At 43.9% G+C, this 22,414-nt stretch carries 21 protein-coding genes; 11 read left to right on the forward strand and 10 right to left on the reverse strand.

The window, feature by feature from the left end; translation table 11 throughout:
* Positions 1 to 9: 9 nt before the first annotated feature.
* The 7 genes from LRS05_RS10220 to LRS05_RS10250 form a co-directional block, all read right to left on the reverse strand.
* Positions 10 to 933: a fumarylacetoacetate hydrolase family protein gene (locus tag LRS05_RS10220; RefSeq protein ID WP_257868237.1), complete on the reverse strand. Its 924-nt coding sequence runs from the start codon at positions 931 to 933 to the stop codon at positions 10 to 12.
* Between the two features lie 99 nt (positions 934 to 1,032).
* Entirely contained in the window at positions 1,033 to 2,139 is a 1,107-nt protein-coding gene (locus tag LRS05_RS10225) for a cupin domain-containing protein (protein WP_257868238.1), read from the reverse strand.
* Between the two features lie 114 nt (positions 2,140 to 2,253).
* On the reverse strand, positions 2,254 to 3,237 hold the full coding sequence (locus LRS05_RS10230) for a carbon-nitrogen hydrolase family protein (RefSeq protein WP_257868239.1): 984 nt from the start codon (positions 3,235 to 3,237) through the stop codon (positions 2,254 to 2,256).
* Between the two features lie 75 nt (positions 3,238 to 3,312).
* Complete coding sequence (locus LRS05_RS10235) at positions 3,313 to 3,750, reverse strand: thioesterase family protein (RefSeq protein ID WP_257868240.1); 438 nt, start codon at positions 3,748 to 3,750, stop codon at positions 3,313 to 3,315.
* Positions 3,750 to 5,366, reverse strand: coding sequence for an AMP-binding protein (locus LRS05_RS10240; RefSeq protein ID WP_257868241.1), 1,617 nt, complete (start codon positions 5,364 to 5,366; stop codon positions 3,750 to 3,752). The genes LRS05_RS10235 and LRS05_RS10240 overlap by 1 nt, the downstream gene beginning before the upstream one ends.
* Before the next feature lie 4 nt (positions 5,367 to 5,370).
* Positions 5,371 to 7,683: an FAD-dependent monooxygenase gene (locus tag LRS05_RS10245; RefSeq protein ID WP_257868242.1), complete on the reverse strand. Its 2,313-nt coding sequence runs from the start codon at positions 7,681 to 7,683 to the stop codon at positions 5,371 to 5,373.
* Positions 7,680 to 8,297: a flavin reductase family protein gene (locus tag LRS05_RS10250; RefSeq protein WP_257868243.1), complete on the reverse strand. Its 618-nt coding sequence runs from the start codon at positions 8,295 to 8,297 to the stop codon at positions 7,680 to 7,682. The genes LRS05_RS10245 and LRS05_RS10250 overlap by 4 nt, the downstream gene beginning before the upstream one ends.
* Before the next feature lie 199 nt (positions 8,298 to 8,496).
* On the opposite strand from LRS05_RS10250, the gene acs reads away from it, so the two are divergent.
* The 10 genes from acs (at position 8,497) to LRS05_RS10300 (ending at position 19,135) form a co-directional block, all read left to right on the forward strand.
* The gene (acs, locus tag LRS05_RS10255; protein WP_257868244.1) at positions 8,497 to 10,407 is read left to right on the forward strand and encodes an acetate--CoA ligase; all 1,911 of its coding nucleotides are present in this window, start codon (positions 8,497 to 8,499) and stop codon (positions 10,405 to 10,407) included.
* Between the two features lie 84 nt (positions 10,408 to 10,491).
* Entirely contained in the window at positions 10,492 to 11,622 is a 1,131-nt protein-coding gene (locus LRS05_RS10260; RefSeq protein ID WP_257868245.1) for an NAD(P)/FAD-dependent oxidoreductase, read from the forward strand.
* On the forward strand, positions 11,619 to 12,332 hold the full coding sequence (locus LRS05_RS10265; RefSeq protein WP_257868246.1) for a methyltransferase domain-containing protein: 714 nt from the start codon (positions 11,619 to 11,621) through the stop codon (positions 12,330 to 12,332). Before LRS05_RS10260 ends, LRS05_RS10265 begins: the two co-directional genes overlap by 4 nt.
* Positions 12,329 to 13,381, forward strand: coding sequence for a type III polyketide synthase (locus LRS05_RS10270; protein ID WP_257868247.1), 1,053 nt, complete (start codon positions 12,329 to 12,331; stop codon positions 13,379 to 13,381). Before LRS05_RS10265 ends, LRS05_RS10270 begins: the two co-directional genes overlap by 4 nt.
* Positions 13,375 to 14,163, forward strand: a complete 789-nt coding sequence (locus LRS05_RS10275; protein WP_257868248.1) for an enoyl-ACP reductase — start codon at positions 13,375 to 13,377, stop codon at positions 14,161 to 14,163. The genes LRS05_RS10270 and LRS05_RS10275 overlap by 7 nt, the downstream gene beginning before the upstream one ends.
* A 1-nt stretch (position 14,164) precedes the next feature.
* Positions 14,165 to 14,605 (forward strand): 3-hydroxyacyl-ACP dehydratase FabZ family protein, encoded by a 441-nt coding sequence (locus LRS05_RS10280; RefSeq protein WP_257869265.1) that lies wholly within the window; start codon positions 14,165 to 14,167, stop codon positions 14,603 to 14,605.
* Positions 14,598 to 15,869 carry a beta-ketoacyl synthase gene (locus LRS05_RS10285; RefSeq protein WP_257868249.1) on the forward strand — a complete coding sequence of 424 codons (1,272 nt, stop codon included), beginning with the start codon at positions 14,598 to 14,600 and terminating at the stop codon, positions 15,867 to 15,869. Before LRS05_RS10280 ends, LRS05_RS10285 begins: the two co-directional genes overlap by 8 nt.
* A gap of 5 nt (positions 15,870 to 15,874) precedes the next feature.
* Positions 15,875 to 16,123: an acyl carrier protein gene (locus tag LRS05_RS10290; protein WP_257868250.1), complete on the forward strand. Its 249-nt coding sequence runs from the start codon at positions 15,875 to 15,877 to the stop codon at positions 16,121 to 16,123.
* Between the two features lie 2 nt (positions 16,124 to 16,125).
* Complete coding sequence (locus LRS05_RS10295; RefSeq protein ID WP_257868251.1) at positions 16,126 to 16,626, forward strand: 4'-phosphopantetheinyl transferase superfamily protein; 501 nt, start codon at positions 16,126 to 16,128, stop codon at positions 16,624 to 16,626.
* 82 nt (positions 16,627 to 16,708) lie between these two features.
* Positions 16,709 to 19,135, forward strand: a complete 2,427-nt coding sequence (locus LRS05_RS10300; protein ID WP_257868252.1) for a PAS domain-containing protein — start codon at positions 16,709 to 16,711, stop codon at positions 19,133 to 19,135.
* Here the strand turns inward: LRS05_RS10300 and LRS05_RS10305 are convergent.
* Genes LRS05_RS10305 through LRS05_RS10310 form a run of 3 tightly spaced genes read right to left on the reverse strand, consistent with a single transcriptional unit; the run spans position 19,132 to position 21,660 of the window.
* Positions 19,132 to 19,737, reverse strand: a complete 606-nt coding sequence (locus LRS05_RS10305; RefSeq protein WP_257868253.1) for a PolC-type DNA polymerase III — start codon at positions 19,735 to 19,737, stop codon at positions 19,132 to 19,134. The genes LRS05_RS10300 and LRS05_RS10305 overlap by 4 nt on opposite strands.
* Positions 19,738 to 19,739: 2 nt before the next feature.
* On the reverse strand, positions 19,740 to 20,243 hold the full coding sequence (locus LRS05_RS17285; protein WP_308224870.1) for a putative nucleotidyltransferase substrate binding domain-containing protein: 504 nt from the start codon (positions 20,241 to 20,243) through the stop codon (positions 19,740 to 19,742).
* A gap of 19 nt (positions 20,244 to 20,262) precedes the next feature.
* On the reverse strand, positions 20,263 to 21,660 hold the full coding sequence (locus tag LRS05_RS10310; protein ID WP_308224872.1) for a DUF294 nucleotidyltransferase-like domain-containing protein: 1,398 nt from the start codon (positions 21,658 to 21,660) through the stop codon (positions 20,263 to 20,265).
* A gap of 155 nt (positions 21,661 to 21,815) precedes the next feature.
* Here LRS05_RS10310 and LRS05_RS10315 point away from each other — a divergent pair, with 155 nt between their 5' ends.
* A complete protein-coding gene (locus LRS05_RS10315) occupies positions 21,816 to 22,319 on the forward strand; it encodes a DUF2911 domain-containing protein (protein ID WP_257868254.1) in 504 nt (167 codons plus the stop codon).
* Positions 22,320 to 22,414: the final 95 nt, after the last annotated feature.

The raw sequence follows: 22,414 nt of genomic DNA on the forward strand, positions 1-22,414 counted from the left end.
TGATGCTTGTTATTTGGAATTTTCTTCCGAATCTACAATCGTATTCCTCAATGTTCCTATGCCTTCAACCGTTGCTTCCACCACATCGCCCGGCCACATAAATTCTTGTGGGTCACGGCCTGCGCCCACGCCTGCCGGAGTTCCGGTTGCAATGATATCGCCAACATCCAGTGTAAAAACAGTACTTAAATCATGAATCAGATCTGCAATGTTGAACAGCATGAATTTTGTGTTACTGTTCTGTTTTTCAACGCCATTAACTGTCAATGAGAGGTTAAGGTTTTGCGGATCGGCTATCTCGTCTTTTGTTACCAGAACCGGACCCATCGGCGCAAAAGTATCCTGCCCTTTAGATACTATCCATTGCCCTGCACGCCTGCAATCACGTGCGCTAATATCGTTTATTACAGTATATCCGTAAACATGATCCATCGCATTTTCTTTGCTGATGTTCTTGCCGCCTTTACCAATTATTACAGCAAGTTCGACTTCATAATCAAGCTGTTGCGTAATCTTTTGGTTATGAATGATATCACTGTCATGCCCTGTAACTGCAGATGGCGGCTTAGAGAATATTACAGGCTGTTGCGGCAGTTCTTTGCTTGTATCGAGCGTGCGTGCTGACTCTGCCACATGCTCGGTATAATTCAAACCAATCCCGAAAATATTTTTACGTGGACGTGAAATTGGCGCGAGTAACGTTGCGTTGCCTATTGGTAGCGAGTTATCAAGTAATTGTTCCTTGCTAGCATTATTATAAAGCAGTGTCAGTGCATTAAGTCCTTCCTGACCTAAATCAATAAAGTCCAGCATATTATCTGGCATAGGCACCTGCATGGTACGACCCAGTTTCTCAACGTCTATTATCATTTCACCATCCAGAAAACCCAGTCGGGCAGGAGTATGGTTAATGCTATAAGTAAGTAATTTCATTATTTTACGTTTGTTGTTTTATTAATTTATTATCTGTCACATCGAGCATCGAGATGCGTTTATTTTCTCGACTGCGCTCGAACTGACAACCCGCAATTCTTAACCCGCAACCGCTTGAAAACCTTCCGGATGTGCCATTTCCTGATATAGTCCAAGCGACTCTATCACTGGCAGGTCATGAAAGGAAAACAGGCAGGCATCTTCAGTCGGATTTAAATTTACATGTTCATGGTATGCCCATGACGGCACGCAGAAAATATCCCGCTCTTTCCAGTCAAAGCGCTTACCGGCAATGATGCTGTATCCCTGGCCCTTAGCACATTGGTACACAAATGAACCCGTATGCCTGTGGGCTTTGGTATGTTCGCCGCCGCGTAATAATTGTATTGAAGCACCCATTGTCTGCATCACATGTCCGCCTGTTTTTGGGTTGGTGTAATGCATCAGGATACCATCATATTCAGAGCCTGAATTAACCTTTGCGGCCTCAAGCAGCGCCGGGTAGACATGCTTCCAGGAGTATTTAAATAAAGGTGAATAGGGCTTATCCCATTCTGTATCAGCAGGAACCAAACCAACACCACTATATGTCATCGGCGAGTGATTGACAGGTGAAACCAACGGCTGCTTACCGTCAAAAACTGCATAATCATTGGCTTCAAGTGCATTCACCAGAGGAATGTCAAGCCCATCCTGCCATATACAAGTTTTACCATCAGCCTCAACGCCATGCTCATGCCAGGTGCTGTTAGGTGTTATCACAAAGTCGTTCACTTCCAGCATTATCTTGTTGCCGTCAACCACGGTATAGCCACCCGATCCTTCCATAATAAAGCGAAGGGCAGATGCTTTATGTCTGTGTGCCGATGTACTTTCACCCGGTCGTGTCACCTGAATCCCTGTATATAGCCAACCCACGGCAGCGCTAACATCCCGGCGCTTATCATTCACCAGGTATACTACCCGGCGACCGGCCTGTTCAGGCGTAACAAGTTCTGATGATTTAAGCACCAGCGAACGCAAATCCTCATATTTCCATAGCATAGGCACAGATGATGTGCGCGGCTCCCAAGGCTCAATATCGTTGGCTACTGTCCACAAGGCTCCTGCGCCGAGTGACTCCAGTTCTTTGTAGTAGGCTTCCAGTTCCGGCGTGTCCTGTACACGGGCGCGGCCCAGAACGCTGTCGTCAAATTTCGTTTCCATAAGCTGTTTATTTGAAGTGGATGGTGCGGGCTTTACCGGCAATCCATGTTCCCGCCATCGGCTTTATCTCCCGCAGCGGAGAGGATATCGCCTCTGTCGGGGCTATTCAGTTTTTCATTTTTCCTTTTGCAGGCTTTCCTCATCGTCAGTAAACGTGATGTTTTTCCTGGGCGCCGTGTTAACCCGCAAGTCAAAGATATCAAAGCGATTGTAATGCCCCAGTATGTCATGCATCTGCTTAGGCTGTATGCACTTAGCCAAATCAATATCTGCATAAACAATACCTTCTTCATCAATCAAAGGCTCGCCTATAACTGCGCCATTAGGCCCAATAAAGCCTGTAAAAGCGCTATCCTTTCGGGTAAGTAATTCTTCTGCATTCGGCACATCTTCTTTCATCATCTCGATAATCTCCTTCGAAATTGTTGAACAAGATACAATGGTAAATACTTTCCCTTCAAACGAATGTGCCGCCGCACGTATCTTTATTGCCTCTGCCATATTGTAATCGGGCGGGGCAACCGGCAGCGAAATGTAATTTGCAATGTGTATCAGTTCACCTTGCGCGAGCAAGGCAAAACGCGCCAATGTATTGGTATTCTCACCACACGCCAGCGTTCCTATAGGCCCAATCTCTGTGTTATATACTTTCAGTGACGAACCGTCACCGCCTGTCCACGTGAGTTTTTCAGCCCAGGTTGGTACCAATTTACGGTGTTTACCAACTATATTTCCGTGATTATCAATAATCAGGTTGGTATTATACAACTCGCCAAAGCTTTGCCCGCGTTCGTTCACGCCAATAACAACATGGCAGTTATTTTCCCTGGCAGCATTACAAAGCATTTCGGTTTCCGGACCCGGGACATTGATGCTGTTTACATACAATTTTTCATACCACCTGCTGCCCTGTACCGGTGTCATAATCCAGTTCCAGTACGGGTATGCAGATATAAAAACCTCAGGGAATGCCAAAAGCGATGCTCCATTTTTGGCGGCTTCAGCAATGATGTTACAAGCCTTATCGGTAGTGGCTTTCGCATTAAGAAAAACAGGAGAAGCCTGTACCGCCGCAGCTTTAAACTTCGTTAAATTCACTATTTTAAATTTTGAATTATAAATTTTAAATGGCTGAGTTGAAATCTTAAATCGTAACTCATAAATCTTAAACCCTTAAAACCTCATATCAGGAATCACATACCTTTCAAGTTTTGCCCGCATCTCATCAGGAAACGGGCTGGCCTTTATATCATTACGGTCCGCGTTAAAATCAACCCTTACCAGCGACACTTCACCTTCAAGGCATATCGAACCATCTTCATGCTCAAACTTAAACCCGCAGTTCATGGAAGATGAGCCCAGCTTCTTTACCCAGAAATATTTTGTAAGCTCATCGCCCAGGCGCGCTGCCTTTTTAAACTGTACTTTCAGGTCAACCGTAGGGATACCGCCTGTTTTATGTATGTTTTTGAAAGGCATATCAAGCGCTTCCTCGTAAAAATCTTCAACAATGTTATTCAGCATTTCCAAAAATCGCGGGTAAAAAACTATCCCGGCATAGTCCACATGCTGAAAGCGTACTTTTTCTTTTTTGATGAATGTATTTTCCATTATGCCTGTAATGTATTTTTTAGTTTAAATCGCTGTATCTTACCTGTTTCAGTTTTAGGCAGCACATCCACATATCGAATTTCCCGTGGGTACTTATAGGGTGCAGCCACTTCCTTAAACCAGTCCTGTATAGTTTTTGTAAGCTCGTCACATGCCTTTTCCTGCTCATTCAAAACGATATAAGCACAAACCAGCATACCTCGGTTTTCATCCGGCAGGCCTACTACGGCACATTCTGCAACATCAGGGTGGGTGAGGAGTACACTCTCTACCTCAATGGCAGCAATGTTATACCCCGAAGATATGATCATGTCATCACCGCGTGCCACAAACCAAAAGTAACCGTCTTCGTCTTTGCGGAAGATGTCGCCGGTAATGTTCCAGCCATTTTGAACATATTCCATCTGTTTTTCAGGACTGTTCAGGTATTTGCAGCCGGTAATGCCACGAACAGCTAATCGACCTGGAGAGCCATCTGTAACTTCGTTTCCGTCGCTGTCTATTATTCTTGCCTCGTAGCCGCGAATGGCCTTACCTGTTGCGCCTTTGCGCATATTTTGTTCATTCGACGATATAAAGATATGCAGTATTTCCGTAGAACCGATACCATCGATAATCTTTAATCCAGTGGCTTCATACCAGTCTTCCCAAACTTTAACAGGCAACGTTTCACCTGCCGAAACACATTTGCGTAGTGAAGAAATGTCATAATTCTGGACTTTTGTAGCCAGCACCCGCCACGCCGTAGGAGCAGTGAAGCAAATTGTAATCTTGTGGTCTTGTATGGCTTGCAGTAGTAATTCAGGCGTGGGTTTCTCTATCAAAAAAGTTGATGCCCCATAATAAAACGGGAACAGCACCAGTCCGCCAAGCCCGAAGGTAAAACCAAGTGGCGGGCTGCCTGTAAATATATCATCTTTTGTAGGTTGCAGTGAATATTTAGGGAACGCCTCGCATATCAGCAATATATCCTTGTGGTAGTGCGATGTCATTTTTGGCTTTCCCGTAGTGCCTGATGTAAACCCAATGATTGCCAGGGAATCAGCCATCGTGTGGTAATTACTGAACGTTTTTGGCTTGTTACCCATCAGCGTTTCAAGCTTTGACATTGTTTTACCTGAGCCGTCAAAGGTAATTACCTGTTTCAGGAACGGCGACTCCACAGCCATTAGCGCATCTTCAAGTGTATAATCGCAGAAAGCGTGGGATATCTCTGCACACTCAATCATCACACTGAGTTCTTTTTCCCGAAGTAATGGCATAGTTGCCACCACAATTCCTCCGGCTTTCTGAATCCCGAACCAGCATGCCACATACATGGGGTTATTTGCGGAGCGTATCAGCACCCGGTTCCCGGGCACAAAATCAAGGTTATCTTTTAAAACATGAGCAATCTGGTTGGCTTTCTCGTATAGCTCCTGAAATGTCCATGTTGCATCAAAAGTGCGGATGGCAATCCTGTCTCCATCGCCTTCAGCTATATGCCTGTCAATCAGCCTCTCCACGCAGTTCAGTGCACCGTCAAACTCAAAATCCGGATGTCCAGTAAAACAATCTGCCTGCAGTTCTTTTGGCGGCAGGTGGCTATGGGCAAAATTATCTTCGTAATGTTTCATGGCACTACTTTTTATGCGTTGCAGGCTTCAGCGCCTTTTTCATATTTTCAAGCGACTTACGCTGCCCGGCAATGTAAGGATAATGGTGTGATATGGCCGACATATATTGCTGTGGTACACCAACTTCATCTAGCTTATTTGCTTTAAAGCTTTCATATGCCTGGGCATTACGTACAAATGATGGGTCGAGCAAAAGTGTTTTGCCAAGTGCAACCAAATCAGCCCTGCCATTAAGCAAAATTGTATTTATCTGGTCAATGTCCTGAATGTATCCCGCTGTGATGGTAGGGATGTTTACTTCATTTCGAACCATATCGCTGAAGGGCGTTTGCCACATCCTGCCAACTGCCGGTTTCTGATGTTCAACTGTCAAACCTGTCGATACATTAATGATGTCGGCACCGGCTTTTTTAAAGGCTCTGGCTATTGTCAGCACATCTTCTTCGGTAATACCGCCTTTAGCCCAGTCTGATGCCGAGACACGTATACTCATGGGTTTTTCATGTGGGAAAACAGCACGCATTTCAGTAAATACTTTTAGCGGGAATTTCAGCCTGTTTTCAATGTTTCCGCCAAATTCATCTGTCCGTGCATTTGTCAAAGGTGACAGGAATGAAGCAAGCAGAAACCCGTGGTGCGCCTGAAGCTCTATCATGTCAAAACCGGCAGCATCTGCATTTTTAGCCGCAGTAACAAACTCTGAAGTAATAATATCCATATCCTCAACCGTCATTTCGTGAGGCACAGGCATCTTATCGTTAAATGAAATCTCAGATGCCGAGAGCAATCCCCAGGCATTTTCAATCGGTTCGTTATTGCTTTCCCAAGGGAATTTCACCGCACCTTTCCGTCCGGAATGGCCAATTTGGATAGCTATTTTGGCCGAACTGTTTTCATGGATGAAACTTGTAACTCGTTTCCAGCTATCTGTTTGTTCCTGAGAGTATATACCGGGACATCCTAAAGTTATTCTTCCGGTTGGTGATATAGCTGTAGCTTCCGTAATTATAAGCCCTACACCGCCTATTGCACGCGAACCGTAATGCTGCAGGTGCCAGTCGGTAACAACCCCATCTTTTGCTGAATATTGTTCCATCGGGCTCATGACAATACGGTTGTCGATTACCATTCCGCGCAATGAAAATGGCGTAAATGCTGCCGGAGTTGTTGGTGTCGAATCTGCGATGCTGCTATTGAATTCTGTTAAAACCTTTTGTGTAAATGCAGGGTCACGCAGTGCAAGGTTTTCAAAAGTAACTTTCTTGGCGCGGGTCATTACGCTGAAAGCGAATTGCATGAACGGGTGCTGTATGTGCCTGTTCATATCTTCAAACCATTGCAACGACACGTTTGCGGCATGCTGAATCATCTCAACACTGTTGCGGCGCAGCTTTTCGTAGTGCTCAAAAACTGCCTGTGTATCAGTTTTATATTTTATGACAGAGTCGGCCAAAGCGATCGCACATTCCATGGCGAGCTTTGTGCCTGAACCGATAGAGTAGTGGGCGGTTGCTTTAGCGTCACCCAGCAAGACAATGTTGTCTTTGTTCCAGCGTTTGTTGGTGATAACAGGGAATTGCCTCCAGTGCGACCTGTTAGAAATCAGGCCATGGCCGTCAAGCTCTTCCTTAAAAAACTCCTGAAGTTTTGCAATGGTATCCTGTTCATCTGTAACATTAAATCCTGCTTTTTGCCAGGTTTCGTCTGTTGTTTCAAAAATCCAGGTACTCATTCCTTCTTCATACTGGTAGGTGTGGGCTACAAAAGCGCCGTGTTCCGTATTCCTGAAGAAATAGGTAAAAGCATCCAGCGGGCGGGTAGAGCCCATCCATACAAAGCGGTTGCTCTGCAGTTCTATTTCAGTCCCGAAATCAGCCGCAAATTTGTCGCGTATAGCGCTGTTTATACCATCAGCAGCCACAATTATATCTGAGTCCGCAAACCGGCTTAAATCGTCCACATTCGCTTCAAAGTGAAGGTTAACACCTTCTTCACTGCAACGCTGTTGTAACAATTGAAGTAATGTCTTTCTTGAGCACCCACAAAAACCGTTGCCGGTAATGCGTACTGTTTCGCTGTCTCGGGCAACATCAAGCTCATCCCAATAAGCAAATCGGCTGCGGATAAGCTCGTAAGACTCAGGGTCGCGGGTAAGGAACTCGCTCAGCGTTTCATCTGAAAACACTACGCCAAACCCGAAGGAATCATCGGCCCTGTTGCGTTCATAAACATCAATTACACAGTCAGGCATTGCTTTTTTCAGCAATATCGAGAAGTATAATCCGCCCGGGCCGCCGCCTATTACTGTAATTTTCATGGTTTTATAAAAGGCCTTTTTATTTCGAAAACCTCACCAAGTTTTGCGTAGTTCCACCCCTCAAGGCGCGCAATAGGCTTATAGGTTTCGCGGTTAATCTTATAGTTGTCAAGCAATACGCTGTCATCTACATGAAACATTATAATTCGGCCTATCATTATAGTTGCACCGCCATCTTTATGGCCCTCAAGGCTGTAATGATGCACTAATTCACATTCGAAGTGAATCGGGCTTTCGGCTACTCTGAAAGGCTTCACTAAAGTTGAAGGAATTGCCGTGAGTCCTGCATATTCAAACTCATTGTCATCGGGTGGGAGGTTGATTGATGTATTGTTCATAGCTTCAACAAGCTCTTCAGTTGCCATGTTTACAACAAATTGCCCTGTCTCAAGTACATTGTTAAGCGTATCTTTATTGGTGTGCCCCGAGCGAACTGTCGAGAACATCACGTGGGGCGGGTCTTCGCCTACAGCATTAAAGAATGAAAACGGCGCGAGGTTGGGAATGCCATCTTTGCTGATGCTTGATATCCAGCCGATAGGACGGGGAATTACCGCACCGGTAAGTATCTTATAGATGTTCTTGCTGTCGGTTGTGTTTGGGTCAATCTGCATTATTGGTTGTATTGCCTCACAAATTAAAGAAAAATAAACCGCTCAATCGTTATCGTTTTTGTGATAAAATTGTGTTATGTATAATTTTTTGAGTGATTTATTTTTAATTATTTGAATCATGGAAGGTTTATCATGATTTGTTTCATGATAATTTGTAAGGTTATTATATTTACAAAATCAACCTAACGAACAAACAAACATGAGTTATTACCAGGTTAAAAGCTTAGAGCAATACTTTAAACATTATAACAAGTCTATCCGCGAGCCCCGTAAATTCTGGGAAAAGATAGCCGACGAGAATTTTACATGGTACCAGAAATGGGATAAAGTGGTGGAATTTGACATGCAGGAGGCCGAGGTGAAATGGTTCCTCAATGCTAAAGTGAATATCACAAAAAACTGCATTGACCGTCACCTTGCAAAACGTGGAGAAAAGACAGCCATCATATTTGAGCCGAACAACCCGGACGAAGAAGCGCTGCATATAACCTATAACGAGCTGTATGACAGGGTGGCTAAGATGGCAAATGTGATGCGCGACCGTGGCATAAAGAAAGGTGACAGGGTATGTATTTACCTGCCGATGATTCCGGAACTTGCCGTAGCTGTCCTGGCCTGTGCAAGAATAGGCGCAATACATTCAGTTGTATTTGCAGGGTTTTCGGCTTCGGCAGTGGCAACGAGGATAAATGATTCGCAATGCCGCATGGTGATAACATCTGACGGTGGATACCGCGGCAATAAAACCATTGACCTTAAAGGTATTGTTGATGAGGCGCTGCAAAAGTGCCCCGGTGTTGAAGAAGTACTGGTTGTAAAGCGTACCAATACTGAAATCAACATGCAGGAAGGCCGTGATATATGGCTGCAGCCGCTGCTTGATGAAGCTGTACCGAATAACGTAGCTGAAATCATGGACGCTGAAGATCCGTTGTTTATATTATATACTTCGGGTTCAACAGGTAAGCCTAAAGGCATGCTGCATACTACGGCAGGTTACATGGTTTATTCAGCTTATACTTTCAAAAATATTTTTGCTTACGAAGAGAATGATGTTTTCTGGTGTACGGCTGACATAGGCTGGATCACAGGACATTCGTATATATTATATGGTCCGCTGCTCAACGGTGCCACTACTGTAATTTTTGAAGGTGTACCATCATACCCTGATTTTGGCCGTTTCTGGGAAGTGATTGACAAGCATAAAGTTACACAGTTCTATACGGCTCCAACGGCTATCCGCTCGCTTGCTAAAGAAAACTGGGAATGGGTTGATAAGCACGACTTGTCATCGCTAAAGATAATAGGGTCTGTAGGTGAGCCAATCAATGAAGAAGCATGGCACTGGTATAATGACCATGTCGGAAAAAAGAAATCTCCAGTTATAGATACGTGGTGGCAAACCGAGACCGGAGGCATAATGATTTCGCCAATTCCATTTGTAACCCCAACAAAACCAACGTATGCTACATTACCATTACCGGGTGTACAACCTGTATTGATGGATGAAAAACGCAACGAAATTGAAGGTAACCAGGTTGTGGGGAGCCTTTGCATCAAGTTCCCGTGGCCGGGTATGGCACGTACCATTTGGGGTGACCACCAGCGGTTTAAGGAAACGTATTTCTCAACATTCCCCGGGAAATATTTTACCGGAGATGGCGCCCTGCGTGATGAAGTGGGTTACTACAGGATAACCGGAAGGGTTGATGATGTTGTAATTGTGTCAGGGCATAACCTTGGCACAGCGCCAATTGAAGATGCCATAAATGAACATCCTGCCGTGGCAGAGTCAGCAATTGTGGGCTTTCTGCATGAGGTTAAGGGCAATGCACTGTACGGATTCATCATTTTGAAAGAATCAGGCTCAGGCCGTGACAGGGATAACCTTATTAAAGAGATTAACGAGCACATATCCAGCCACATAGGCCCGATAGCTAAGCTCGACAAAATGCAGTTTGTATCAGGTTTGCCGAAAACGCGTTCAGGTAAAATCATGAGAAGGATACTGCGGAAGATAGCGGAGGGCGACTTTACAAACTTTGGCGATACGACTACATTGCTCAACCCTGAAATTGTTGATGAAATTAAGGACGGACGGATAGAATAACATTTAAAACCCTGCTAATTGCAGGGTTTTTTATTTAAGGAAACTATAACATTTCCGCATACGGTTTTTCCTAAATTAGCAAATATGGAAAACCAACCTGATGTACTTATTGTAGGCGGAGGCCTGGCGGGGCTTACAGCTGCGCTACATCTGCGTAAAAACGGGCTTCAGATCACTGTAATTGAGAAGGATAGCTATCCGCGGCACAAGGTATGCGGCGAATATGTCTCCAACGAAATTATCCCATATTTAAATTGGCTTGGGATTGATATTTATGAGCTAAATCCTGTTAAAATTAACAAGTTTGAGTTTTCATCAAATTCAGGCAAAAAGGCCTTGGCAAATCTACCTTTAGGAGGTTTTGGAGTAAGCCGTTACGCGCTTGATAACTATCTGTACATCAAGGCTAAAGATGCCGGTTGCACGTTTGTAAATGACACTGTTACTGACATCCGGTTTGATAATGAAATGTTAATGGTAAATACTTCGGACACCACATTTACATCAAAAATCGTAATTGGCGCTTATGGCAAGCGGGCCGGGCTAGACCAGCAATTATCCAGGAATTTTTTTGTTAAAAAATCGCCCTGGCTGGCGGTAAAATGTCACTATACCGGAGATTTTCCAGATGATGTCGTCGCGTTACATAATTTTGATGGTGGTTATTGTGGAATATCAAAAGTGGAGAATAATACGATTAACGTGTGTTATCTCGCTGATTATAAAACGTTTAAAAAATTTAAAAATATTGACGATTACCAAAAATCTGTGCTTTCTCAAAATCCGCATTTGCTTCCTATTTTTGAGAAGTGCAGAGCAGTATTTAACAAGCCTTTAACAATCAGCCAGATTTCTTTCGAAAAGAAAAATCCGGTCGAAAACCATATCATCATGACAGGCGATACTGCCGGGCTCATCCATCCGCTTTGCGGCAACGGAATGGCCATGGCAATTCACAGCGCAAAAATCGCATCTGAACTTATATTTTTATTCCATACGGGAACAATCCGTACACGGGCAGAACTCGAAAAACGCTATGCCGCAGAATGGAGAAAGAATTTTGGCAGGAGGATAAAAGCGGGAAGGATGCTAGGATATGCATTGCAGCATAAATCACTTGCAAAGGCACTGACAGGATTTGTTTCGGCTTTCCCGGCAGTACTGCCCCTGATTATAAAACAAACACACGGCAAACCAATACAAATCGCGCAATGATAGGGCCTGACATTACATACCGCAGCACCGAGGCCGAGATTATGGACGATTTCTATATTGAAGGGGACGAACTGCACGGCGCGCTTGACCAGATTGCGGGTATAAACAAAATGCTCGGTGGCAACGCCATAACCCTTGACGGTGTGAAACAGCTATTGAAAAACCACGACAAAAGCGTGGCTGTAACCATCGCTGATGTGGGGTGCGGTAATGGTGACATGTTAAGGATGCTGGCAGATTACGGGATGCGGGAGGGTTATACATTCAACCTGATTGGTGTGGACGCTAATCCTAATACCGTTGCTTACGCAAAACAACTGTCGGCTACGTACCAGATCAAATATCTGTGCCTTGATGTGTTTAAGACTGATTTTGAGAACCTTAAATATGACATCGCCCTGTGTACGCTCACACTGCATCATTTCAGCAATGAAATGATTGCAAAGCTGCTTTCAACTTTTGAAACCAATGCTTCAATAGGAATCGTAATAAACGATTTGCACCGCAGCAAAGTAGCCTACGGGCTGTTTAGGGTAATAAGTCCCGTACTCGGACTGAACAAGATGGCCCGGCAGGATGGATTGGTGTCGATCCTCCGAGGGTTCAGGAAAATTGAAATAGAAAAAATGGCTGAAAACCTCGGCCTGAAAAAGCATAGTATCCGTTGGCGCTGGGCTTTCAGATACCAATGGATAATTGAAAAAACATGAGTGTAAAAATTATAGCTGCAGCAAAGCAACTTCCTGAATATTCGGCTTCTACAGAAGAAATACTTGAACTTGTCGACGGATGGATGGCAGGGCAGGAGGACCGTTTCATCCGGAAGGTGAAGAAGATATTTGAAGGCGCTGCGGTTGACAGGCGTTATTCCATAATGCACCCGGAAGAGGCTTTTACGGCAACATCTTTTGAAGAAAAAAATGATATTTATTCGCGCGAGGCGATTAAACTCGGTGAAAAAGTACTGCAAAACGCACTTGATAAGGCAGAGTGGGAGCCTCAGAGCCTGGACTATATCATAACCGTAAGCTGTACCGGCATAATGATACCATCGCTTGATGCGTATCTCATCAATAAAATGAACCTGCGGCAGGATATCGTGAGGCTTCCGGTAACAGAGATGGGCTGTGCGGCTGGTATTTCGGGTATTATTTACGCCAAGAACTTCCTGAAGGCCAATCCAGGCAAGAGGGCGGCAGTGATAGCTGTTGAAGCGCCTTCAGCGACATTTCAATTAGATGATTACTCTATGCCTAACATTGTGAGCGCGGCGATTTTCGGTGACGGCTCGGCGTGCTGCCTGCTGTCGTCTTATGAGGATGATAACGGACCTGAGATTATCGATGAGCAGATGTATCATTTTTATGATGCTGAGCACATGATGGGCTTTAAGCTTACTAACAGCGGTTTGCAGATGGTGCTTGATGTGGAAGTACCGGAAAAGATCGCATCGCATTTTGAAGACATCATCCATCCTTTCCTTGAGAAAAACGATTTAAGGATTGATGACGTTGACCACCTGATTTTTCATCCGGGCGGCAAAAAAATCATTAAAACGGTTGAAGAACTTTTTGCAGGCATGGGAAAAAATATTGACGATACAAAAGAAGTGCTTAAATTGTACGGAAATATGTCGAGCGCCACGGTACTTTATGTACTTGAACGAATTATGGACACAAATCCGGCTAAGGGTGAACGAGGCGTGATGCTGAGTTTCGGCCCCGGATTCTCGGCACAGCGGGTGTTATTACAATGGTAAAAACTTTTGAAAATACAGGTTATTGGGCTATTATTTTAGGGGGCAGCAGCGGGCTTGGGCTTGCTTCGGCTAAAAAACTGGCACAGGAAGGCATGAATATCATCATCGTCTACAGAAATGGCCGTGCGGAGATGGAAGCTATTGAAAAGGAGTTTGAAGCAATAAGGCAGGCAAACGTACAATTTGAAGCTTTTAATGCAGATGCCCTCAATCCTGAAAAACGAGAAGAACTGATTTCAACTATAAAATTAACGATTGGCAATAACAAAATCAGATGCCTGCTGCACAGCGTTGCAAAAGGCAGCCTGAAGGCAATGACAGGCGAAAACGCATTATCAACAGAAGACCTGAACATAACCATGAATGCTATGGCTTTCAGCTTTTATGACTGGGCAAAAGCATTACTAAATGCAGAATTATTTGCTGATGATGCACGACTCCTGGCTTTTACAAGTGAAGGCAGCAGTAAAGCATGGCCAAGCTATGGCGCAGTTTCAGCCGCAAAGGCAGCGCTTGAGGCATTGATGAGGAGTATGGCGTTGGAATTTGCTCCGGATGGCTTGCGCAGCAACTGCATTATGGCCGGGATAACTGATACCCAAAGCTTGCGGATGATTCCCGGCAGCGAAGCGCTTGCAAATCATGCCAAAGAACGAAATCCGTTTCAACGAATGACAACGCCTGATGATGTAGCCGATGCAGTATATATGTTGTGCCTTGATGAGGCAGCCTGGATAAACGGGGCGGTAATTCCGGTAAATGGCGGGGAACATCTTCAGTAATATGGAAGCATCAGCAATAATAGCGAAATTACCATATAGCAAACCGTTTTTGTTTGTGGATGAGCTGCTTCATGTAGATGAGAATGGAGCAGAGGGAACGTTTACTTTTGATGAAAGCCTTGACTTTTATAAAGGCCATTTTAAAGATAATCCTATAACGCCCGGCGTGATACTGACAGAGGCTATGGCACAGATTGGTGTAGTTTGCTTAGGGATATATTTGTTGAATGACAACTTAAATTCAGATATCGCAATTGCCTTAACTTCAGCTGAAACAGAGTTTTTAAAACCTGTTTACCCAAATGAAAAAGTCAGGGTAAAATCAGAGAAAATATATTACCGCTTTGGCAAACTGAAGTGTAAGGTTATAATGTATAATGAGACCAACGAAGAAATTTGCCGCGGCAAAATTGCCGGGATGATAATAAGCAAAAATGAGTAACCGCGTAGTGATAACAGGTATGGGAGTGGCGGCGCCGAACGGTGTGGGCCTTGCTGCGTTTGAACATGCCATAAAAAACGGCATATCAGGCATACGGCATGACAAGCGGCTTGAAGAGCTAAACTTTTCGTGCCAGATTGCGGGCGAGCCTGTTATTACCGACGAAATCAAATCAAAATATTTTTCTGAATTAGAACTGCGCGGATTTAACAGCAGCGGTATTATGTATGGCGTTATAGCCGGCATGGAAGCCTGGGAAGATGCCGGATTAGCTATTCCCGATAAAGATGCACCCGACTGGGAAAGCGGTGTTGTGTTCGGGTCATGCACATCAGGTATCGATAAATTTCGTGAAGGCATTTATAAAATTGACGACCTGCAGGTGAAACGGCTGGGGAGCACGCTTGCTATTCAGGTCATGAATAGCGGGATTAGCGCCTACCTGGGCGGGAAACTCGGCCTCGGCAACCAGATTACTACCAATGCATCTGCATGCATTACTGGGACAGAGAGCATCCTTATGGCATATGACCGTATAAAAGCAGGGTATGCAACCCGAATGCTCGCAGGAAGCACAGGCGACAGCGGCCCTTACATTTGGGGCGGGTTTGATGCCATACGGGTGTGTACCTACAAGCATAATGATTCGCCGGAGCAGGGCAGCAGACCAATGAGTGCAAGCGCATCCGGGTTTGTGCCGGGCAGCGGGGCCGGGGCAATGGTGCTGGAAAGCCTTGAGAGCGCCTTAGAACGCGGCGCGAAGATATATGGCGAAATACTTGGCGGGAGCATAAACAGCGGCGGACAGCGAGGCACAGGCAGTATGACAGCGCCTAATAACGACGGTGTTCAGCGTTGTTTCACTTCAGCTTTTAAAAATGCCGGCATTGAGCCAAATAAGATTGATGCTATAAACGGGCATCTCACCGCAACGGCAAAAGACAGTACAGAGATTGCCAACTGGGTTGAAGTTTTGGGTAGAAGAGGGACGGACTTTCCTTATATTAATTCACTTAAATCACTGACCGGCCACTGCCTTAGCGGGGCGGGGAGTATAGAATCTGTGGCAACAGTATTGCAGCTTAAGGGCGGGTACATATTCCCGAACATCAATTGCGAAGACCTTCATCCGGAGATTGAAGCTATGATTGATAAGTCTCGGATAACTAAAACATTACAAATGTCAGATATAAATATTATCGCTAAGGCCAATCTGGGCTTTGGCGATATCAATGCCTGCATCATTTTTAAAAAAATTCAATAATTGATATGGAAAAGACAGAACTTTTAAACAAGCTTAAAACCATAATAAAACCGTATAGCAATGATGAAGCGGCTTTTAACGCCATGACCGAAGACAGCGATTTCATTACTGATCTGAAGGTGAATTCGGCCAACCTGGTTGACATCATACTCGATATTGAGGAAGCGTTTGATATCACTATAGACAATACAGAAATGGAACGGATGATGGATGTGCGCACCGCTGTGGAAATCATAGAAGTTAAAATCGCCTGAAAATGATTGGCAATGATGTGGTGGATATAGAGGCCGCACGGCGCGAGAGCAATATATGGCGCAAAGGTTGGCAGGAAAAGCTTTTTACGGGGTATGAACGCACATTTATTTTAGCGTCAGGTAATCCGGAATTTGCGGTGTGGCTGTTATGGAGCATGAAAGAGGCTGCCTACAAAGCATGGAACAGGCATACAGGAATTCGAATATTTGCCCCGCGCAAGCTGGAATGTACTGTGGATACTTTTACAAACCTAAGCGCTTCCGGTAAGGTCAGGTTTGAAGATTATATGTTCAATACCCAATCTACATTGTCTCAAAGCTTCATTCATACCGTTGCAGCACAAAGTTTGAAAATGCTTGATCATATAGTTTATCTTCCTGAAGATAATGTTGTGAAAGACAGTAATGCAATGCCTTACTTTAAGGAAGATGAAGCCAGGCGTCCTGCATCAAAGAGCCATCATGGCCGGTATAGCATTGCAGTAGGCTTAATCGATATTTAAAAATTTCTTAAAGAACAATATATATAGTTTGCAGTCCGCTATATTTGTATAATTGTGCTATTACTATATATTAAGCTCTCAAATGTCTGCCCCCGATATAAATCCTGAATTGCCAATTGAACCTGATACCGTAAGAGTAGACTGGAAGCCCGGCAATTATAATGAACTGGAGCTTTACAAGAGCCTTGTTGAAGAATCTCCGGTTGCTGCAGGCCTCTACTACAGCCGAAACCTGAATATTGCCATTGCTAATAATGTAATACTCAATATTTGGGGCAAAGACAAGTCGGTTATTGGTATGCCGCTGGCCGAAGCGGTGCCGGAACTTGAAGGCCAGCCATTCCTCGCTATACTCGACAGTATTTTTGACAGCGGAAAAACTTACAACTTTACCGAAATGCCTGCCATACTGCCCATGGGCGGCGTTATGGGAACGTACTATTTCGACTTCACGTATAAACCCATGTTTGATGAGGATGGCAATGTATACGCCATACTTAACAAAGCTGTTGATGTTACCGACAGGGTAAAGGCAAAGCGCCTTCACGATATGAGCGAGAAGCGTTTCAGGCTTATTACAGAGCAAAGCCCAATGGCTATAGGGCTGCTTAAAGGCCGCGATATGATTATTGAACTTGGCAACGACAGGATATTTGAACTTTGGGGCAAACCGGCAACAGTAACCGGACTGCCGTTGGCTGAAGCGCTGCCAGAACTTAAAGGCCAGCCTTTCCTGCAAATACTTGATAAAGTTTATACCACGGGTGAAACCTACAATGGCTATGATGTATTGGCAAAACTCAATTATGATGGTAAGCTTAAAGATGTATATTTCGATTTTACCTATGCGGCCGTTCGCGACGCCGAAGGGAAGATAGACGGCGTAATGGTATTGGCCAATGAAGTCACAGAAAGGATAATATCTACACGGAAGCTTGCAGAAAGTGAAGCAAAATTCAGGACGGTAATGAATGTAGCCCCTGCTGCTATGGCACTGTTTATGGGGCGTGAGCTTAAAATTGAGATGCCAAACCAGGCTTTTAAGGATGTTATAGGCAAAGGAGATGATATTGAGGGTAAAACCCTTGGTGAACTGCTGCCGGAGCTTGAAAGCCAGGCATTCCTTAAAATACTCGACGATGTATTTACATCAGGAAAGCCGCACCAAATGTTTGGGGCGCCTGTAACATTTATAAGGAAAGATGGCCCGCAGATTGAATATTTCAACATAATTTTCACTCCGCTTTTTGATGAAGACAATAAGGTTTACGCGATACTCGACATATCAGTAAATGTAACTGAAGCGATACACAACCAGCAGGCAATAGCCGAAGCTGAAGCAGCTTTACGGGGCGCTATTGAACTTGCCGAACTTGCTACATGGAGCCTGAATCCGGTAACAGGACTTGTTTCATATTCTGAGAGGCTGCAGCAATGGTTTGGATTTGATACCTCAAGCGAACTTCCTGAAAATGTATTCAAGGCTGTACACCCGGCTGACAGGACCAGAATAGAAAAAGCTATCCAAAAAGCTTTACACCCTGAAAGTGATGGTATTTATGATGAAGAATATACCGTTATAAGCCTTAAAACCGGCAGGGAGCGAATTTTGCATGCCCAGGCAAAGGCATTTCTGGACGCTGAAGGCAAACCTTATTTGCTGGCCGGTACTGCACAGGATATTACAAACCAGCGGAAGATACAAACAGCTCTTGAACAGGAAGTTGCCGAGCGTACAATGCAGTTGGAACTAGCCAACAAAGGGCTGGAAGAGGCGAACAGGCAGTTGCTGACATCAAACGAAGAGCTCGCACAATATGCGTATGTAGCCAGCCACGACCTGCAGGAACCGTTGCGGAAAATTACAATGTTCTCTAACCTGCTTCATGAGCGTGACGTTGATAATGCACATACGGCTCTTATTGATAAGATAGTAAACGCTTCAAAGCGCATGTCATCGCTTATTAAAGATTTACTTGAGTTTTCAAGATTATTGAATACTGACGCCCGCTTTACCGAAACTGACATCACTTCAATAGTAAAAGCCATACGTGATGATTTTGAACTGTTGATAGAGGAAAAGCAGGCGGTTATAGAAGTGAATAACCTTCCGGTGCTTGAAGCTGTGCCGCTTCAAATGAACCAGCTGTTCTATAACCTGATCAGCAATGCCCTGAAGTTCATACCGCAGGGCAGGAAACCTGTTGTAAAAATTACCTGTGATATAGCATTGCCACAACTTGTGAATATGCACATTAATAATCCGCAAAATGTTCAGTACTATCTAGTGTCTGTTCATGATAACGGTATAGGCATAGATGAGCAGTACAGCAAACAAATTTTTGATGTTTTCAAAAGGCTTCACGGGCGCGACGAATATTCAGGATCGGGTATAGGCCTTGCCATATGCCGAAGAATCGTTACAAACCACCATGGCGCTATTTACGTTGAATCTGTACCGGGCGAAGGGACAACTTTCAGGATACTCCTGCCGAAGAAGCAAAGCTAGATACCCAGTTTATTTTTTAATTTAAGGAAAACTATAGCAGTTATATAAGCATTACCTGAAGCGGTATGCCTGTCGCTTTTGCGCACTTTAAGTGCATTGCAAAGCTCATCAAGGCTAAGTTGTTTTTCATCAGGAAGATCTTTCCATCGCTGGTAAAGTACGTTGGTATCCATCAGCGGATTGCGTATCCTCCCAAGGTCAAGCCTCTTTAGGGCCTGGTTAAGCATTTCTACATCAAGGTTTATATTATGGCTTACCAGCGTGGCATCTTTAATGAAAGTAAGGAACTGTATTAAAGCTTCCGCTTCAACAATTTTTTCATGCCCGGTTTCATTTATTTCGTCTGCCAGGGCAACAGACCGGGGCGTGAATTTTTCCTGCCTGATAAAAACTTCCAAAAAATCTCCTACTTCAACAGCATTGTTTGCCACTCCAATAGCCCCTATTGAAAGTATAACATCTTCCTTATAATCAAGGCCGGTTGTTTCCATATCAAACACTACATAGCGGCGTGCACCTTTGCTTTCATCTTTGTCGAAAAGCGAAGTATAGTTTTTCCAGAATTGCGGAGTGTTGCCGCCAGTAAGCCAGTCAAACGCCATAATTAGCTGATGTAGGTTAGTGAAAAGCGGTTCTTAATCAAATCCTGAAGGTCACTAATGGGCTGAAAACAGTTCTTAAGCTTTACTTTATCTGATTTAGATAACTCATTAAGATTAAGGTATCTGCCGTTTGAATCATCTTGCAGTCCAACCTCCGTACGGAAGCGTGTGAGCGTATTAAAAGCATCACTGCATTCCTCGTATAATTCTGCGTTTTGCGGCTCAAGTTCTGCCAGCTTCTTAAACCTTTGGAAAGTATTGGTAATTTCAATAAGGTTTTGGCTCAGGGCAAGTAAACGTGCAGCATCAGACAGTGGCTCAAGCGCTCTGCTCTTAATATCAAAGCTGTCTTTATGCTCGCCATCGCTTTCCACCAGAAACTGCCTGAAAAACCCAAGAGGGGCAGGGTTACGAAGGGTGTCAGCAGCAAGGTAAGCAAAGAACTTCTTATTCCGGTTGATGCTTTTGCCAATTGCTTCCTGCAAGGCATCTTCAATCTGCGGCACTCCGTACACATAATCAAAATCAAAGAAAAACAGTACTTAGCTCCACCGCTTTTTCAGCAGGCGTATTAATCCATGTATTGTATTGGTTCATCCAGTCCGATAATGATTTACACCAGTCCGGATTTTTTGCCATAAGCCCGTGCGGGCAATATTCATACCCAACTTTATTCAGGGTATAATTTACACGCTCACCTAATTCAAGAAAATATTTTTTCACGGTCTCATATTGCTCTGCCGGTACATCTTCAAAAACCAATGCATTATCCTGATCGGTAAGCAACAGCTGCTCTTTACGGCCCTGGCTGCCAATATTCATCCATACAAATCGGGCAGGAGGAGGGGTGCCCATGCGCTCAACGGCAATTTCAATGGCACGGCGCACAATAGCTATATTTATCTCTGCAACAATATTTGTAATGTGGGGTATAGGGATATTCTTGTCTATAGAATTCTGTATGAGGTCAGTCAACTTTTCGCGCACATACTTTAATTCCTGCGAACGCACAGCACGGCGTGTTTGTTTCAGCAGAACCCCCGGAGTGTTAGATTGTGCAGCAACAACATCATGCTCAGATATTATTCCTGAAACGGCAGTATTATCTGTACCATCACGCGTTACGCAGAGGTGGCCCACGCCGTGTTTCAACATAATCATTTGTGCTTCGGCAACTGATATATTTTCAGGTACTGTAATAACGGGCGTTGTCATAACGTCTTTTGCTGAAACTTCAATAGAGAAGAGGCCTGTTGCAATTTTGGAGCGCAGGTCGCGGTCGGTTATAATACCCAATGGCAGCTGGTTTTCCTGAATTATAACGCTGCCTATGGCGCTGTTTGCCATAGTTTTGGCAATAAACTTAATGACATCGTCCGGGTTAGCCGTTATAGGGTTGCGGGTATATTTTATCGGCTGAAAATACTGTATATCAGACACCTGTTCATTATTCAGCATATTTTCAGAGATAAGCTTTCCGCTGTGCTCTTTAGCGTGGGGATTGCGAGACTGTGACGCAAAGCTTTCAAGAAGAAATGATAACACCTCAGGATTCTGTGCCACATAGGGCTGAAATATACCTATAGGTACCGCATATATAATCGACTCCTCGCGTGCTTTAGCTGTCATCAGGTAATTATTCTTTGCAAAAAAGGGGCGTAGGCCAAGTATGTCACCTTCACCGCACTTGTCAATAAGGCGTTCTTCAGTATCTGAAGTTAATGACAGGCCGACAGCGCCATCTTTAACAATGTAAAAATCCGGGTGTGTAGCATCACCGCCTTTAAAAAGTGTCTGGTTTTTCTCAAGGTAAATCACCTTAGAATTTTCTGCTATGGTGACAAGATCGTTATAAGTAAGGCTGCTGAATGGCGGATGATAGCTTAAAAATCCGGCTATGCGTTCAGCTACAGGGTTTTTCATAGTTAGCCAATAAAGCTTAAATATAAAATTAATTTTTAAATATTGTACAAGAAATTGCTTACATATAAATCATAAAGATTTGTTAATGTAGGTAATAGCAAAAGGACGTTTGTCACTAAATTTACATTGCAAATTTTAAAATTTAAAAAGAAACCATGAAAGTATTCAAGAAACTAAGCCTGGCATTAATTGCAATAGTTACTATGTCGGCTCATGCACAGGACAAGAAACCATTAAGCCCGGCTGCGACTGCAACAGGAAAAATAAACGGCGCAAATATCACTATCAATTACAGCAGCCCTTCGGTAAAAGGCAGGACAATCTGGGGCGAACTCGTGCCTTATGGAAAAGTTTGGCGTGCGGGTGCGAATGCGCCGACAACTTTTGAAACGGATAAAAAGATAATGGTTGAAGGAAAAGAACTTCCTGCAGGAAAATATGCTTTTTATGTAATTCCGGAAAAAGATAATGCTACAGTAATTTTTGGTAAAGACCCAGCAATAGGTGCTAACAAATATGACATGGCAAACGACCAATTGCGTGTTACTGTAAAGCCTAAAAAATCTAAAACAATTGCAGAAAGCCTTGTATACGCTGTAAATAAAGATAACGTAACGCTTAGTTGGGAGTACTGGGAGATACCACTTAAAATTAAATAATATTGATGGCTGTAGATATACAGCCATTCTTCTAATATATTTTATTTTACATAATATACATTATATGTCATTCTAAAATTATTATGTTTGGTAAT

Source organism: Flavobacterium sp. J372 (genome assembly GCF_024699965.1).
In the GTDB taxonomy this organism is placed as follows: Bacteria; Bacteroidota; Bacteroidia; order Flavobacteriales; family Flavobacteriaceae; genus Flavobacterium.